The following is a 14882-nucleotide window of genomic DNA, read 5'->3' as shown; positions in this document are numbered from 1 at the left end:
GCTGTCTTGCTTTGTTCTTGCGTTTCCGACTCTATCAGACCGTTTCCCGATCCGATTTCCTCGGTGCTTTCCAGGTTTCCGCTTTCGCGTTTCCCTTTCCGGCGGCTCCGACTCTATCAGACTCTTTCGTGTCCGATTCCCTGTCGGAAGAGGGATCCTGTCTCCCGGCTTTGAATGCTTTCGCTTCGCGGCCTTTCGACATTCACTACGCTAGCCGATTCCCTCGGCAACTCATAATCGAGTTCCGCGGGCTGCAATTCGGGCATGCAGGCACGCCGAATTGACCCCCGCTGAGGGGAAGTCGTAGGTAGTGGGTTGGCCACTTCCGGCTGCAGGCTGAACGCCGTACCCGGGTCAAGCGGCTCGGGCTACATTACGGACCCCCCAGGGACGCGTCAAGTTGAGCGACGGCGTGGCGTATGGGCCCGATAAGGGCTGACGGTGGCGTCGTTGGCGACCCAGTAGCGCCAGGGGTGGACGCCCCCGTCGCCGGCCACTCCGGTGCGCGGGCCGTTGCGTACCTGGTCGGAGTGGACGGGGGTGCCCGTCAGCAGGGTCAGCGGGGAGCCCTCGGGGCCGCAGGCGTCGGCGCCGTCGAGGGCCCTGTCCACGCCGAGGGCCGTGGCCAGGCGTGCGGGCCCTTTGGCCAGTTCCTTGTCGTTTCGGGCCGAGAGTCGACGTTTGCGAGCGAGTTCGGCGCCCTCGATGATCTCCCCGGCACGGAGGAGGACCCCGCTCGGGTTGCCCTCGGGACCACACACCAGGTTCATGCAGAACCACATGCCGTAGGTGAAGTAGACGTATACATGCCCGGGCGGACCGAACATCACGTCATTGCGGGCCGTGCGGCCGCGATAGGCGTGGGAGCCGGGGTCGTTCGGGCCGTCGTACGCCTCCACCTCCGTGAGACGGAGCTCGATCGGACCGTCCGGTGTCGTGCGCACGAGGATGCGCCCCAGCAGGTCGGGGGCGACCTCCAGTACGGGGCGGTCGAAGAAGTCCCGGGTGATGGGCGTACGGTCAGGGGCCGCGATCATGGCGTACGAGCGTAGTCCAGTGGCCCGGACGGATGCAGCCGGGCGAGGGACTGTGCCGTACGGGTCCGCACGAGTGCGTGTCCGTGCGTGTCTACGGGTGGTCAGGGAGCGTCCTCCTTGTAAGGGTGAGGGCGCGGAACCGGCCGCGGTCGGATCGCGTTTGTAGGGATCAAGGATCCAGACGGATGTACGACGGAGCACAGGCGTTGCCTGGGGAGGAAGAAACATGGGGTTCAAGCGGCTGCTTGCGAGCCTGGGAGCCGGTGGGGCTTCGGTCGAGACGGTGCTGACCGAGGTCAACGTCGTTCCGGGTGGTGTCGTGCAGGGTGAGGTGCGGATCCAGGGCGGGTCCGTGAACCAGGCCATCGAGGGGCTGTCGGTCGGGCTCCAGGCCAAGGTCGAGGTCGAGGGGCACGACGACCAGGAGTACAAGCAGGACATCGAGTTCACCAAGCTGCGGCTCGGTGGGGCCTTCGAGCTGCAGGCCGGTGCCGTGCACGCCGTTCCCTTCGGGCTCGAGATCCCGTGGGAGACGCCGATCACCACGATCGACGGGCAGGCGCTGCGGGGCATGCACATCGGGGTGACCACCGAGCTGGAGATCGCGCGTGCCGTGGACTCCGGTGACCTGGACCCGATCAACGTGCACCCGCTGCCGGCGCAGCAGGCGATCCTGAACGCCTTCATCCAGCTGGGCTTCCGCTTCAAGAACGCGGACATGGAGCGCGGTCACATCCGGGGCACCCGGCAGAAGCTGCCGTTCTACCAGGAGATCGAGTTCTTCCCGCCGTCGCAGTACCGCGGGCTGAACCAGGTCGAGCTGAGCTTCGTCGCGGACGACCACGAGATGGACGTCATCCTGGAGATGGACAAGAAGCCGGGCCTCTTCAGTGAGGGCAGCGACTCGTACCGCTCCTTCCGGGTGGGGCTGCACGACTACCAGGGCACGGACTGGGCCGCGTACCTGAACCAGTGGCTGTCCGAGGTCGGCAGCAAGCGCAGCTGGTTCTAGGCTCGGGTCGAGAGATTCCACCGTTCAGGAGGTTCTGACGTGACCGAGCTCAAGAGGCCGCCGCTTCCCCATGACTTCCATCCGCCCGTTCCGGCCTTCACGGTCACCAGTGAGGACGTCGAGCCGGGCGGGGTACTGAAGGACGCTCAGGTCTACGCGGCCGGGAACACCTCGCCGCAGCTGAGCTGGGAGGGCTTCCCGCCGGAGACCAAGAGCTTCGCCGTGACCTGCTTCGATCCGGACGCCCCGACGGGGAGCGGGTTCTGGCACTGGGTGGTGTTCGACATTCCCGCTTCGGTGACGGAACTGCCGACGGGTGCGGGCAGCGGCAAGTTCGAGGGGCTGCCGGAGGGCGCCGTTCAGGTGCGCAACGACTACGGGTCCAAGGACTTCGGTGGCGCCGCGCCGCCGGCCGGGGATCCCGCGCACCGGTATGTGTTCACGGTGTACGCCGTGGATCAGGAGAAGCTCGGTCCCGACGCGGAGGTGTCGCCGGCCGTCGTGGGATTCAATCTGCGGTTCCACACGCTGGCGCGCGCCCAGCTGATGGGAGAGTACGCGTCGCCCGCGTAAAGCGGTGAAGACTCACGTTCACTGAACGTTTGCCCGCCTCTGGTCTTGGAAGTGATCAGGGGCGGGCATTTTTATTGCGTTGTCCATCTCGGCGTGCCCGGCCAGAGTTGATCCAAGCCCGCCAGGGGGTGGGCCGGTGCGCACGGGAGGTGGGCTGGATGCGGGACACGCTGGTTCTGAACGCGAGCTTTGAGCCGCTGTCGACGGTGACGTTGAACCGAGCCGTCGTTCTGGTGCTGCAGGACAAGGCCGTCGTCGAGCAGGCCCACCCCGAACTCCGTATGCGCGGCGCCGCGCTGGACATACCCGTGCCCCGAGTCATAAGGCTCTGCAGGTATGTAAGGGTGCCTTTCCGAAGACAAGCACCGTGGTCGAGGCGCGGTGTGCTGGTACGCGACCGGCACAGGTGCGCGTACTGCGGACGGCGGGCGACGACGGTCGACCACGTGGTGCCGCGCGCGCAGGGCGGTCGGGACTCCTGGCTGAACACGGTCGCGTCCTGCGCGGAGGACAATCACCGCAAGGCGGACCGGACTCCGGAGCAGGCGGGTATGCCGCTGCTGCGGCAGCCGTTCGAGCCGACGCCCGCGGACGCGATGCTGCTGGCGCTGGGCCGTGAGGACCTCGACGCCCTCCCGGAGTGGCTGGCCCAACCCGCGGCCTAGGCCCGGCAGTTCCTACGACGATGGGGCCCACCTCCGCCGAAAGGCAGGAGGTGGGCCCCATCGTCGTAGGGACCAGGGCGTCAGTCGGTGACGGACGGCTTCTCGCGGCGCTCGGTGCCCGCGTTGCCCGAACCGCCGCCCATGGGGCCGAAGTTGCCCATGGCGCCGCTCAGTCCCTTGAGGGCGTCGCCGATCTCGCTGGGCACGATCCAGAGCTTGTTGGCGTCGCCCTCGGCGATCTTGGGGAGCATCTGGAGGTACTGGTAGGCGAGGAGCTTCTGGTCGGCGTCACCGGCGTGGATGGACTCGAAGACCGTACGGATGGCCTGGGCCTCGCCCTCGGCGCGCAGGGCGGCGGCCTTGGCCTCACCTTCGGCGCGCAGGATCGCGGACTGCTTCTCACCTTCGGCGGTGAGGATCTGCGACTGACGGATGCCTTCGGCGGTGAGGATCGCGGCGCGCTTGTCACGGTCGGCGCGCATCTGCTTCTCCATCGAGTCCTGGATGGAGGTGGGCGGTTCGATCGCCTTGAGCTCGACTCGGTTGACGCGGATGCCCCACTTGCCGGTGGCCTCGTCGAGGACGCCGCGCAGGGCCGCGTTGATCTCCTCGCGGGAGGTGAGGGTCCGCTCCAGGTCCATGCCACCGATGATGTTGCGCAGGGTGGTGACGGTGAGCTGCTCGATCGCCTGGATGTAGCTGGCGACTTCGTAGGTGGCGGCGCGTGCGTCGGTGACCTGGTAGTAGATGACCGTGTCGATGTTGACCACCAGGTTGTCCTGGGTGATCACCGGCTGCGGTGGGAACGGCACGACCTGTTCACGCAGGTCGATGCGGTTGCGGATCGAGTCGATGAACGGGACCACGATGTTCAGGCCCGCGTTCAGGGTCCGTGTGTAGCGGCCGAAGCGCTCCACGATGGCCGCGCTGGCCTGTGGGATGACCTGGATGGTCTTGATCAGGGCGATGAATACCAACACCACCAGAATGATCAGGACGATGATGATTGGTGCCATCGATGCTCCCCGTACCCTTCTCCGCCTCGGTATGTCCGAAAGATCTTATGGTTGTTGAAGATCTTGCTCGACGAGTCTGACAGACCGTCGTCTGCCACGTGGGGCGTTCGGTTCACTTGCGTCGCACGAGGTCACATCACAATCGCCGTGGCTCCTTCGATGTCCACGACGTCCACCTCCTGGCCCACTTCGTAGGCCTGTCCGGCGTCGAGGGCGCGCGCCGACCAGATCTCTCCGCCGAGTTTGATCCGGCCGTCGCCCGAACCGTCCACCCGTTCCAGGACGATGGCCTGTTTCCCCTTCAACGCCTCCACTCCGGTGGCGAGTTGGGGCCGCTGCGCGCGGTGCCGGGCCGCGACGGGTCGTACGACGGCGATGAGGGAGAACGAGACGACGGCGAAGACGAGTACCTGAAGGACGACATCGCCACCGAGGCCCGCTGTCACCGCCGCCGCCGCGGCGCCGAGGGCGAGCATGCCGAACTCCGGCATCGCGGTCACCACGAGCGGGATGCCCAGCGCGGCCGCGCCGACGAGCCACCACACCCATGCGTTGATGTCGTTCACATGGTCATGGTAGGTCCGCGGGCCGGGCGCGGACAGGGCGCAGATCGGTGGAGAAGGGGCTCGTACCGGGTGTTCAGGACATCGGCAGGCCCTGCGCGGTCCAACGCTCGCCGTTCTGCTCGACGATGAGCGGGAGTCCGAAGCAGAGGGAGAGGTTGCGCGAGGTGAGTTCGAGTTCGAGCGGGCCCGCGGCGAGCACCTTGCCCTGACGGATCATCAGGACGTGGGTGAAGCCGGGAGCGATCTCCTCGACGTGGTGCGTGACCATGATCATGGAGGGGGCGATCGGGTCGCGGGCGAGGCGGCCGAGGCGACGGACGAGGTCCTCGCGGCCGCCGAGGTCGAGGCCCGCGGCGGGCTCGTCGAGCAGCAGCAGCTCGGGGTCGGTCATCAGGGCGCGGGCGATCAGGGTGCGCTTGCGCTCGCCCTCGGAGAGCGTGCCGAACCGGCGGTCCAGGTAGTCGCTCATGCCGAGGCGGTCGAGGAAGGCGCGGGCGCGCTGCTCGTCGATGTCCTCGTAGTCCTCGTGCCAGCCCGCGGTCATGCCGTACGCGGCCGTCAGCACGGTCTGCAGGACGGTCTGGCGCTTGGGGAGCTTCTCGGCCATGGCGATACCGGCCACGCCGATGCGCGGGCGCAGTTCGAAGACGTCGACCTTGCCGAGGGTCTCGCCGAGGATGGTGGCGGTGCCCTGGCTCGGGAAGAGATAGCTGGAGGCGAGATTCAGGAGGGTCGTTTTTCCGGCGCCGTTCGGGCCGAGGATGACCCAGCGCTCCCCCTCCTTGACCGACCAGGAGACCTGGTCCACCAGAGCCCGGCCCTCTCGGACCACGGACACGTCCTCCAGCTCCAGTACATCGCTCATGAGCGCGTTGTCTCCCATTGCAGTCTCGGCCGTCGCTTACGTCTGTGGACGCAGCCCCCAGGGAAAACCTACGCCACCGGTCGGTCGCTCCCATCCATCGGTCGGTCCTTAGGGTGGAGGCATGCTCTCGGAACCACGCTCAGGACGCCTGGCCGCATGGGGAAATGCCCTTTTGGCCGGACTTGTTTCGCCGGATGACGCGGTGCTCGCCATCGTCGGTGAGGACGCGGTGCACCGGGTCGAGGGGCTGCCGGGTGAGTCCGGGCCCGTCGGGCTCACGCTCGCCCTCGGCCGGCTTCGCGCGCTCGGGGTGAAAGGACTGCGGGTCGCGCTGCCCGCGCCGGGGCATCCGCTCGGGTTGAGCGGACCGCCGGACTTCAATGCGCGCGCCCTAGACGCGGAGGAGGCGGTGGTCTGCCACGGGGCGGCGCTCGGGCTCGTTCCCGAGGTCTACGAGGCCGGGCCCGAGGGTGATGTCCATGTCGAGGTGGTGTGGCACTGCCTCGCCGTGCGGGAGGCGCCGCCGGCGGATGTGCCCTCGCTCGGTGAGGCCGAGCGGGAGCTCGCGGAGGCGCTGCGTGACGCGACGGAGGTGTTGTCGCGGCTCGACGTGGCGGGGTCGGGGCCGGTCGCCGAGGCGGCGGTCGACGCGTACCGGGCGCGGGCCGAGCGGGGGCGGGAGGTGTTGGCGCCCGGGTATCCGCCGCGTGCGGTGCGGGTGCTGGAGCTGGCCCAGCGGGTGGGGTTGCTGATCTCCGTCGCGTACGAGAACGGGCACGGCGGGGCGGTGAGTGCGTCGGAGATTTCGGCGCGGGCGTTGGCGTTGCGGCCGGTTGAGCGGACGGCTCGGCGGGCGCAGGTGGCGGCGTACAACGCGTTCGTGGAGGAGCGGGAGCGGGGGGTGCGCTGAGGGGTTGTTTCCGCCCCCGCCGCCCCTACCCGTCCCATCCCGTCCCTGGGGGCTCCGCCCCCAGACCCCCCGGGTGGGTTCTTCGGGTGCGGGTGAGTGGGGGCTGGGCGCGCAGTTCCCCGCGCCCCTGGGGGGGGGCGGGGCTGCGCCCCTGCCCCCCAGCCCCCGGAGGGGGCCGGCAGTCGGCCTCCCAGGAGAATCCTGGGAGGCCGGTGGGGGTGGGGGGTGTGGGTCTCAGTGGTTGAGGCCCAGGTTGCCGAAGGCCGGGTTCAGGACGCCGATGACGTTCACGCTGTTGCCGACCGCGTTCACGGGGATGTGGATCGGCGCCTGGATGACGTTGCCCGAGACGACGCCCGGGGAGCCCGCGGCGTTGCCGCCCGCCCACGAGCCGTCCGTCGCGGACGCCATACCGGCACCGGCGGCGACCAGCCCGCCGGCCACCATCGCGACAGCCGTGGCCTTCTTCAGGTTCTTCACTTCTGAGCCCTCCCTAGCGATCACCGCAGCAGTCACCGCGGCACGCACTGGAGAACGGCCGAGATCCCCGGAGGATGCGCCATCCGGGTGACATACACACGACGGTATGAATCTCAGCCCGGAGCGGAACCCTCCGAGTTGCCGCCGCCGCGCGGGCGATCAGCCCGCCGCCCCATGGCGTACGGCCCAGAGCGCGGCCTGGGTGCGGTCGGCGAGGTCGAGCTTCATCAGGATGTTCGAGACATGCGTCTTGACGGTCTTCTCGGAGAGAACGAGCGCGCGTGCGATTTCCCGGTTGGAGCGGCCGTCCGCGATCAGGCCGAGCACTTCGCGCTCCCGTTCGGTGAGCGAGCCGCCTCTCCCCTGGCCCGAGTTGGCCTCCTCCTGGGACAGCAGGACGCCCGCCACCTCGGGCTGGAGCAGGATGTGCCCGGCGTGCACGGAGCGGATGGCTCCGGCGAGGGCGTCGGGGTCCACGTCCTTGTAGACATAGCCGGCGGCGCCCGCGCGCAGGGCCGGGACGACCGTGCGCTGTTCGGTGAAGCTGGTGACGATCAGCACGCGCGCGGGGTTGGCGAGTTCACGGAGCTTGCGCAGCGCGTCGATACCGTCCATGCCCGGCATCTTGACGTCCATGAGGACGACGTCGGGCTTCAGCTCCTCGGCGCGGGCGACCCCTTCGGCGCCGTCGGACGCCTCGCCCACGACCTCGATGTCGTCCTGCACTTCGAGAAAGGTGCGCAGGCCCCGGCGGACCACTTGGTGGTCGTCGACGAGCAGCACCTTGATTGCGTCAGCCACCAGGGACCTCCATCTCGATCGTCGTGCCCTTCCCGGGCGCCGATTCCACGTTGAGGGTGCCGCCGACCCCGCTCGACCGGTCGCGCATGGAGACGAGGCCCAGGTGGCGTCCCGCGGCGCGGATCGCCGTGGGCTCGAAACCGCTGCCGTCGTCACTGACGCGCAGGACGGTGCCGGTGCCGCGCTTCTCCAGGGTGACATCGACGCGACCGGCTCCAGAATGCCGCAGCGCGTTGTGCAGGGCCTCCTGGGCGACGCGCAGCACAGCCTCCTCCTGGGCGGCGGGCAGCGCCCGCACCCCGTGGCCGGCGAAGGTCACGCGCGCGGAGTGGGCGCGGTCGAGGACCTGTATCTGGGTGCGCAGGGTGGCGACCAGGCCGTCCTCGTCGAGGGCGGCGGGGCGCAGCTCGATGACGGCGGCGCGCAGCTCTTCGGTGGCCTCCGCGGCGAGCATGGCCACCTGGTGCAGTTCGCCCTTGGCACGTGCGGGGTCGCGGTCCACGAGGGCGGCGGCGGCCTGTGCGGTCAGGCGCAGGGAGAAGAGTTTCTGGCTGACGGCGTCGTGGAGCTCGTGGGCGAGCCGGGAGCGCTCCTCGGCGATGGTGAGCTCGCGGCTGCGCTCGTAGAGGCGGGCGTTGGTCAGGGCGATCGCCGCGTGCTGGGCGAGGATCGTGAGGAGTTCCTCGTCGTCCTCGGTGAAGCCGCAGCCGCCGTCCGGCGCGGAGCAGTCCTTCTGGTTCTCCTTCGTCCTGTTCTTGTTCGCCAGGAACAGGGCGCCGATGACCTCGTCGCCGTCGCGGATCGGCAGGCCCAGGAAGTCGGACATGTCGGGGTGGGCGGCGGGCCAGCCCTCGAAGCGGGGGTCCTTGCGTACGTCGGCGAGGCGCTCGGGGCGGGCCTCGTGCAGCATCGCGGCGAGGATGCCGTGCTGGCGCGGAAGCGGGCCGATGGCCTTCCACTGGGCGTCGCTGACGCCGTCGACCACGAACTGGGCGAAGCCTCCGTGGTCGTCGGGCACACCGAGCGCCGCGTACCGCGCGTCGAGCAGCTCGCGGGCCGAGGCGACGATCGTCTTGAGGACGTCGCGCACCTCGAGGTGTCTGCTCATGGCCAGCAGCACGGAGCTCACCGCGTACAGACCGGACCGGGGGCCTTGGCTCATGTCCCCAACGTACCGGCGGGGTGTGACAGTGCGTATCCGACCTGTGGTGGCGGCTGTCTAGGCCGGTGGGCCTAGGGCGAAGGGCCCCAGGTCATTGGGGCCCGCGCACGAGGCGGCGGGGGCGGCCCGGTTCCTACGTTGAAGGCAACCGCCCGGAGCGGCGGTGCTGGGACGAGGGGACGGACGTCATGCCGGTAGCGATCATCACGGGTGCTTCGAAGGGGCTGGGTCGGGCGCTGGCCGCGGCTCTGGCGGAGCGCGGCTGGGATCTGGTGCTCGACGCCAGGACCGCGGGAGTGCTGAAGGAGACGGCGGAGGCGCTGTCCGCGTACGGGACCCGGGTGGAGGCGCTGCCCGGGGATGTCGGGGACGCCGGGCACCGCGCCGGGCTGGTGGCTGCGGCGCACGGGCTCGGGGGTGTGGACCTGCTGGTGAACAACGCGAGCGCGCTGGGCGCCGAGCCGCTGGTGCGTCTGGAGGACCTGACCCTGGACGGGCTGCGCCATGCCCTGGAGGTCAACGTGGTCGCGGCGCTGGGCCTGGTCCAGGAAGCGCTGCCGCTGCTGCGGGCCGCGCCGGCCGGCGCGGTCGTCGCCGTCAGCTCGGACGCGGCCGCGGAGGCGTACGAGACGTGGGGCGGGTACGGGGCGTCGAAGGCCGCTCTGGACCATCTGGCGGCCGTGCTCGGCGTGGAGGAGCCCGGGCTGCGGGTGTGGGCCGTGGACCCGGGGGACATGGGCACGGACCTGTACGCGGCGGCCGTACCGGACGACGACGATGCGCGGCCGACGCCGGACAGCGTGGTTCCGGCCTTTCTGCGGCTGCTGGACGAACGCCCCGTCAGTGGCCGCTACGGCGCTCCGGCGCTGCTGGAGATGCGATGACGACGACCGTGCGGGTTCCGGAGGAGCGGTCGGCGCGGGTGCCGGCCGAGCAGCGCGGGCCCGGGCGGGACCGGGACTCCGTGCGGCTGCTCGTGTCGTGCGGTGCGGAGGTGTCGCATCACGCGTTCGTGGAGCTGCCGCGGCGGCTGCGGTCGGGGGATCTGCTGATCGTCAACACCTCCCCCACGCTGGCGGCCGCCGCGGACGGGCGGATCGGGCACGCGCGCGTGGTGGTGCATTTCTCCACGCGGGGCGATGACGGACGGTGGGCCGTCGAGCTGCGGGATCCCGACGGAAGGGGCACCACACGTGCGCGCGCAGGCGGACCCGCGGGTACGGAGGTACGCCTTGCCGGAGACGTACGCCTCGTACTGGAGGAGCCGCTGACGGCGTACGGCTCGCGGTTGTGGTGGGGGCGGGTGTCGGAGCCGGACGTGCTCGGGCTGCTGCGGCGCCACGGGCGCCCCATTCGCTACTCCTATACACAGAGAGACCAGCCGCTGTCCGTCTACCAGACGGTGTTCGCGCTGCCGTCGGCCGACGGCAGCGGCAGCGCGGAGATGCCGAGCGCGGCGCGGCCGTTCACCGCGCGCCTGGTGGCGGAGCTGGTGAGCCGGGGCGTGCAGTTCGCGCCGATCACGCTGCACACCGGTGTCGCGTCGGCGGAGGCCCATGAGCCGCCGTATCCGGAGCGGTACGAGGTGCCGGAGGCGTCGGCCCGGCTGATCAACGCCGCGAGAGCGGGAGAGGGGCGGATCCTCGCGGTCGGTACGACGGCCGTACGCGCCGTGGAGTCGGCCGTCGACGCCGGCGGGGTGGTCCGGGCCCGGAAGGGCTGGACGGACCTCGTGGTGACCCCGGAGCGGGGTGTGCGGGTGGTGGACGGGCTGCTGACCGGGCTGCACGAGCCGGAGGCCTCGCATCTGCTGATGCTGGAGGCGATCGCGGGACGGGCGGCGATCGAGCGCAGCTACGGCGAGGCGTTGAGCGGGCTCTACCTCTGGCACGAGTTCGGGGACGTGCACCTCATCCTCCCGGAGGAAGGCCCTCACGCTGAGCGTTGCTCCAGCAACTATCGGTGAGAATTCCATAGGGCCGATGTGAGCCCGCACATAGGGCGCACATCACGTACGAGGGAGCATAGGAGATAAAGACGGGCATAGTGAGCGGGGCAGACGTGACAGTCTGCCCCGATTTGCCCTTACTGGGCCTACTACCTTCCGTCGTACGTCACACCTTTGCCACGGTATTTTGCGGCCGCTAAGAATGGCACCCGTCGCTCAGCACCGAGGGTTCGACCCCACGGCGCCAGATCCGGAAACACTCTGTCCCCCACCGGACCGGGAGCGACCTCCGCGCTATTCGAAGAGGTCCATCAGCCATGACCAAGAACACCCGCACTCCTGGCCATAGTCCGAAGCTGACGAAGCTCCACAAGCTCTCGATCGCCGGTGTCGCCACCCTCGGTGCCGCGACCCTCGCGTTCTCGCTGGCGCCGAGCCACACGCAGACCACCACGAACGACGCCGCCCTCTCCACGGCCCCGGTCGTCTTCAGCCAGCAGCCGATCAAGAACGTGCAGGCCCGCGTCACCGACCAGCAGGCCGGCGCGAGCCTGAAGACCCAGGCCATCGAGGCGAAGAAGAAGGCGGCCGACGACGCCGCCAAGAAGGCCGCCGACGCGGCCGCCGCCACGAAGGCCGCCGAGAACGTGCGCAAGGTGCAGGCCGCGAGCCGCTCCGTGCAGCGCCCCGCGATCGAGACGGTCGCCATGAAGACGGTGGCCATGAAGACGGCCACCACGAAGACGTACGCCACGAAGACGGCCACCACGAAGTACGCCAACAACCTCGACGGCTGGATCCGTCAGTCGCTCGACATCATGAAGCGCAGGGGCATCCCGGGTTCGTACAACGGGCTGCACCGCAACATCATGCGCGAGTCCTCGGGCAACCCGATGGCCATCAACGGCTGGGACATCAACGCCATCAACGGGATCCCCTCGAAGGGCCTGCTGCAGGTCATCCAGCCGACCTTCAACGCGTACCACGTGCCCGGCACCTCGTGGAACATCTACGACCCGGTCGCCAACATCACGGCCGCCGCCAACTACGCGGCCGACAAGTACGGCTCGATGGACAACGTCAACAGCGCGTACTGAGGCCTGCGCGGACCTCTGACACGTACGCCGAAGGGCGGCACCCCGGTGTTGGGGTGCCGCCCTTCGGCGTACGTGCGCGCGGGACTACTTGCGCATGACCTCGGGCTCGTGGCGGCGCAGGAAGCGGGCCACGAAGAAGCCGCACACGGCGGCGAGGACGAGCAGCGCGACGATGTCCATGCCGTAGGCGGACGCCGTGTGGTTCCACAGCGGGTCCGTGCTGGACGGGTCGTCCGTGTTCGGACTGATGTTGTTGAAGTCCAGCGTGGCGCCGGCGGCGGCGACCGCCCAGCGCGAGGGCATCAGGTACGAGAACTCGTTGACGCCGATCTTGCCGTTCAGGATGAACAGGCAGCCGGTGAACACGACCTGGATGATCGCGAACATGACCAGCAGCGGCATGGTCTTCTCGGCCGTCTTCACCAGCGAGGAGATGACCAGGCCGAACATCATCGAGGCGAAGCCCAGCGCCATGATCGGGATGGAGAGTTCCAGCAGCACCGAATGGCCGAAGACCACGCCCTCGGTGGGCTTGGTGCGGCTGGTGAAACCGATCGCGCCGACCATGGCGCCCTGCAGCACGGTGACCACGCCGAGCACGACCACCTTGGACATCAGGTACGCCGAGCGGGACAGGCCGGTGGCGCGCTCCCGCTCGTAGATCACCCGTTCCTTGATCAGCTCACGGACGGAGTTCGCCGCGCCCGCGAAACAGGCGCCGACCGCGAGGATCAGCAGCACCGTGGTGGCCGTGCCGTTCGGCACGTGCACGCCCGTCTTCGGGTTCACCTGCGGGTTCACCAGCAGGGTCTTGTTCGGGTCGATGAGCAGGCTCACCGCGCCGAGCACGGCCGGCAGGATCACCGTCAGCGCCAGGAAGCCCTTGTCGGACACGATCACCGACACATAGCGCCGTACCAGCGTGCTGAGCTGGGAGAACCAGCCCTGCGGCTTCGGCGGCTTCATCGCCTGCGGCGGCGTCACATTGGCCGGCTGCGGAGCGACGGCGTCGATGTCCGCGGCATACATCTGGTAGTGCTGCGAGCCCTTCCAGCGGCCCGCCCAGTCGTAGTCGCGGTAGTTCTCGAAGGCCGAGAAGACGTCGGCCCAGGTCTCGTAGCCGAAGAAGTTGAGGGCCTCCTCCGGCGGACCGAAGTACGCGACCGAACCGCCCGGTGCCATGACCAGGAGCTTGTCGCAGATCGCCAGCTCGGCCACGGAGTGCGTGACGACGAGGACCGTACGGCCGTCGTCGGCGAGGCCGCGCAGCAGCTGCATGACATCGCGGTCCATGCCCGGGTCGAGACCGGAGGTCGGCTCGTCCAGGAAGATCAGCGACGGCTTGGTCAGCAGCTCCAGGGCCACCGAGACGCGCTTGCGCTGGCCGCCGGAGAGGGAGGTGACCTTCTTCTCCTTGTGGATGTCCAGCTTCAGCTCGCGCAGCACCTCGTCTATGCGGGCCTCACGCTCGGCCGTCGTGGTGTCGGCGGGGAAGCGCAGCTTGGCCGCGTACTTGAGGGCCTTCTTGACGGTGAGTTCCTTGTGCAGGATGTCGTCCTGCGGGACCAGACCGATGCGCTGACGCAGCTCGGCGAACTGCTTGTACAGGTTCCGGTTGTCGTAGAGGACGTCACCCTGGTTGGCGGGGCGGTAGCCCGTGAGCGCCTTCAGGAGCGTCGACTTGCCGGAGCCCGAGGGGCCGATGACCGCGATGAGCGACTTCTCGGGGACGCCGAAGGAGACGTCCTTGAGGATCTGCTTGCCGCCGTCGACCGTCACCGTCAGATGGCGGGCCGAGAAGGAGACCTCACCGGTGTCGACGAACTCCTCTAGCCGGTCCCCGACCAGGCGGAACGTCGAGTGGCCGACGCCGACGATGTCGTTCGGGCCGAGCAGCGCCGAGCCGCCCTTGGCGATCGGCTGACCGTTGACGTAGGTGCCGTTGTGCGAGCCGAGGTCGCGGATCTCGAAGCGGCCGTCGGGCGTCGCGTGGAACTCGGCGTGGTGGCGCGAGACCTGGAGGTCGGAGACGACCAGCTCGTTCTCCAGCGCACGACCGATGCGCATCACCCGGCCGAGGTCGAGCTGGTGGAAGGTGGTCGGGCTGCGGTCGCCGTAGACCGGCGGCGCCCCCGCGCCACCACCGGGTCCCTGCTGCTGCGGCACTCGCGCCGCGGGCTGCTGCGGCTGCTGGTGGCTCTGCTCCGGCGTCTGCTGCGGCGGTGCCTGCTGCGCCCAGCCGGGGCTCGCGCCCTGCGCGGCGTAGGGCTGCTGCTGAGGCTGCGCGACGGCGGCCGCGGCGCCGGAGAGGTTCAGACGCGGCCCGTCGGTCGCGTTGCCGAGGTGCACGGCCGAACCGGGGCCGATCTCCATCCGATGGATCCGCTGCCCCTGCACAAAGGTGCCGTTGGTGCTGCCGTGGTCCTCGATGACCCAACTCCGGCCGTCCCAGCTCATCGTGGCGTGACGCCAGGAGACCCTGGCGTCGTCGAGCACGACGTCCCCCTGCGGATCACGTCCGAGGGTGTATGGCCTGGACGCATCGAGCGTCCAGGTCCGTCCATTCAATTCCAGTACGAGTTCCGGCACTCCATGCCCCACTGAGTTGTCCCCCGAAGTTCCCCCATCACAGGGAGTCTAGGGATGTCGAACATCGGGGGGAACTATTTCAGGAGCAGCCCCCTGACCGAAAGTCGGGCCATGTGAAGAGCGCGTACGGGCGGGTTGCCCGTTTCCGTTGACGGGGTTGA

The 14882-nt window shown here is 69.2% G+C and carries 15 protein-coding genes; 7 read left to right on the top strand and 8 right to left on the bottom strand.

Annotation, left to right across the window (positions count from 1 at the left end):
- Positions 1-395: 395 nt before the first annotated feature.
- Positions 396-1037 (bottom strand): DNA-3-methyladenine glycosylase, encoded by a 642-nt coding sequence (locus KVT44_RS36185; RefSeq protein ID WP_217571634.1) that lies wholly within the window; start codon positions 1035-1037, stop codon positions 396-398.
- Between the two features lie 226 nt (positions 1038-1263).
- Here KVT44_RS36185 and KVT44_RS36180 point away from each other — a divergent pair, with 226 nt between their 5' ends.
- The 3 genes from KVT44_RS36180 to KVT44_RS36170 all read left to right on the top strand — a co-directional run bounded on the left by KVT44_RS36180 (position 1264) and on the right by KVT44_RS36170 (position 3287).
- Entirely contained in the window at positions 1264-2049 is a 786-nt protein-coding gene (locus KVT44_RS36180; RefSeq protein WP_054230566.1) for a sporulation protein, read from the top strand.
- A gap of 39 nt (positions 2050-2088) precedes the next feature.
- Entirely contained in the window at positions 2089-2622 is a 534-nt protein-coding gene (locus tag KVT44_RS36175) for a YbhB/YbcL family Raf kinase inhibitor-like protein (RefSeq protein ID WP_075026101.1), read from the top strand.
- 158 nt (positions 2623-2780) lie between these two features.
- The gene (locus KVT44_RS36170; RefSeq protein WP_217571633.1) at positions 2781-3287 is read left to right on the top strand and encodes an HNH endonuclease; all 507 of its coding nucleotides are present in this window, start codon (positions 2781-2783) and stop codon (positions 3285-3287) included.
- Positions 3288-3367: 80 nt separating this feature from the next.
- On the opposite strand, the gene KVT44_RS36165 is transcribed toward KVT44_RS36170, so the two are convergent.
- From KVT44_RS36165 to KVT44_RS36155, 3 genes are all read right to left on the bottom strand, one after another.
- On the bottom strand, positions 3368-4303 hold the full coding sequence (locus KVT44_RS36165) for an SPFH domain-containing protein (RefSeq protein WP_054230569.1): 936 nt from the start codon (positions 4301-4303) through the stop codon (positions 3368-3370).
- A 131-nt stretch (positions 4304-4434) separates the two neighbouring features.
- On the bottom strand, positions 4435-4869 hold the full coding sequence (locus tag KVT44_RS36160; protein ID WP_217571632.1) for an NfeD family protein: 435 nt from the start codon (positions 4867-4869) through the stop codon (positions 4435-4437).
- 73 nt (positions 4870-4942) lie between these two features.
- The gene (locus KVT44_RS36155) at positions 4943-5734 is read right to left on the bottom strand and encodes an ABC transporter ATP-binding protein (RefSeq protein WP_054230572.1); all 792 of its coding nucleotides are present in this window, start codon (positions 5732-5734) and stop codon (positions 4943-4945) included.
- Between the two features lie 121 nt (positions 5735-5855).
- Between KVT44_RS36155 and KVT44_RS36150 the strand changes: the two genes are divergently transcribed.
- Positions 5856-6644 carry a hypothetical protein gene (locus KVT44_RS36150; RefSeq protein WP_099923426.1) on the top strand — a complete coding sequence of 263 codons (789 nt, stop codon included), beginning with the start codon at positions 5856-5858 and terminating at the stop codon, positions 6642-6644.
- A gap of 234 nt (positions 6645-6878) precedes the next feature.
- Here KVT44_RS36150 and KVT44_RS36145 read toward each other — a convergent pair whose 3' ends face one another.
- The 3 genes from KVT44_RS36145 to KVT44_RS36135 form a co-directional block, all read right to left on the bottom strand.
- On the bottom strand, positions 6879-7124 hold the full coding sequence (locus KVT44_RS36145) for a chaplin (protein ID WP_054232214.1): 246 nt from the start codon (positions 7122-7124) through the stop codon (positions 6879-6881).
- Positions 7125-7283: 159 nt separating this feature from the next.
- Positions 7284-7925 (bottom strand): response regulator transcription factor, encoded by a 642-nt coding sequence (locus KVT44_RS36140; protein WP_054232215.1) that lies wholly within the window; start codon positions 7923-7925, stop codon positions 7284-7286.
- On the bottom strand, positions 7918-9087 hold the full coding sequence (locus tag KVT44_RS36135) for a GAF domain-containing sensor histidine kinase (protein WP_217571631.1): 1170 nt from the start codon (positions 9085-9087) through the stop codon (positions 7918-7920). The genes KVT44_RS36140 and KVT44_RS36135 overlap by 8 nt, the downstream gene beginning before the upstream one ends.
- A 188-nt stretch (positions 9088-9275) precedes the next feature.
- Between KVT44_RS36135 and KVT44_RS36130 the strand changes: the two genes are divergently transcribed.
- The 3 genes from KVT44_RS36130 (at position 9276) to KVT44_RS36120 (ending at position 12132) form a co-directional block, all read left to right on the top strand.
- Positions 9276-9971, top strand: a complete 696-nt coding sequence (locus KVT44_RS36130) for an SDR family oxidoreductase (RefSeq protein ID WP_217571630.1) — start codon at positions 9276-9278, stop codon at positions 9969-9971.
- Positions 9968-11053 (top strand): S-adenosylmethionine:tRNA ribosyltransferase-isomerase, encoded by a 1086-nt coding sequence (locus tag KVT44_RS36125; RefSeq protein WP_217571629.1) that lies wholly within the window; start codon positions 9968-9970, stop codon positions 11051-11053. The genes KVT44_RS36130 and KVT44_RS36125 overlap by 4 nt, the downstream gene beginning before the upstream one ends.
- A gap of 299 nt (positions 11054-11352) precedes the next feature.
- The gene (locus KVT44_RS36120; RefSeq protein WP_190170388.1) at positions 11353-12132 is read left to right on the top strand and encodes a transglycosylase SLT domain-containing protein; all 780 of its coding nucleotides are present in this window, start codon (positions 11353-11355) and stop codon (positions 12130-12132) included.
- Positions 12133-12216: 84 nt separating this feature from the next.
- Here the strand turns inward: KVT44_RS36120 and KVT44_RS36115 are convergent, their stop codons facing one another.
- Positions 12217-14721, bottom strand: a complete 2505-nt coding sequence (locus KVT44_RS36115; protein ID WP_190170409.1) for an FHA domain-containing protein — start codon at positions 14719-14721, stop codon at positions 12217-12219.
- Positions 14722-14882: the final 161 nt, after the last annotated feature.

Source organism: Streptomyces sp. GbtcB7 (assembly GCF_019091445.1).
Taxonomy (GTDB): domain Bacteria; phylum Actinomycetota; class Actinomycetes; order Streptomycetales; family Streptomycetaceae; genus Streptomyces; species Streptomyces mirabilis.
The sequence above is the reverse complement of the archived record's forward strand: the minus strand, read 5'-3'. Positions and strand labels throughout refer to the sequence as shown.

Bases quoted from the DNA above. Each gene is read 5' to 3' on its own strand.
- KVT44_RS36135 (WP_217571631.1), bottom strand. From the start codon at position 9,087: ATGAGCCAAGGCCCCCGGTCCGGTCTGTACGCGGTGAGCTCCGTGCTG.
- KVT44_RS36180 (WP_054230566.1), top strand. From the start codon at position 1,264: ATGGGGTTCAAGCGGCTGCTTGCGAGCCTGGGAGCCGGTGGGGCTTCG.
- KVT44_RS36170 (WP_217571633.1), top strand. From the start codon at position 2,781: ATGCGGGACACGCTGGTTCTGAACGCGAGCTTTGAGCCGCTGTCGACG.
- KVT44_RS36125 (WP_217571629.1), top strand. From the start codon at position 9,968: ATGACGACGACCGTGCGGGTTCCGGAGGAGCGGTCGGCGCGGGTGCCG.
- KVT44_RS36155 (WP_054230572.1), bottom strand. From the start codon at position 5,734: ATGAGCGATGTACTGGAGCTGGAGGACGTGTCCGTGGTCCGAGAGGGC.
- KVT44_RS36150 (WP_099923426.1), top strand. From the start codon at position 5,856: ATGCTCTCGGAACCACGCTCAGGACGCCTGGCCGCATGGGGAAATGCC.
- KVT44_RS36130 (WP_217571630.1), top strand. From the start codon at position 9,276: ATGCCGGTAGCGATCATCACGGGTGCTTCGAAGGGGCTGGGTCGGGCG.
- KVT44_RS36185 (WP_217571634.1), bottom strand. From the start codon at position 1,037: ATGATCGCGGCCCCTGACCGTACGCCCATCACCCGGGACTTCTTCGAC.
- KVT44_RS36120 (WP_190170388.1), top strand. From the start codon at position 11,353: ATGACCAAGAACACCCGCACTCCTGGCCATAGTCCGAAGCTGACGAAG.
- KVT44_RS36165 (WP_054230569.1), bottom strand. From the start codon at position 4,303: ATGGCACCAATCATCATCGTCCTGATCATTCTGGTGGTGTTGGTATTC.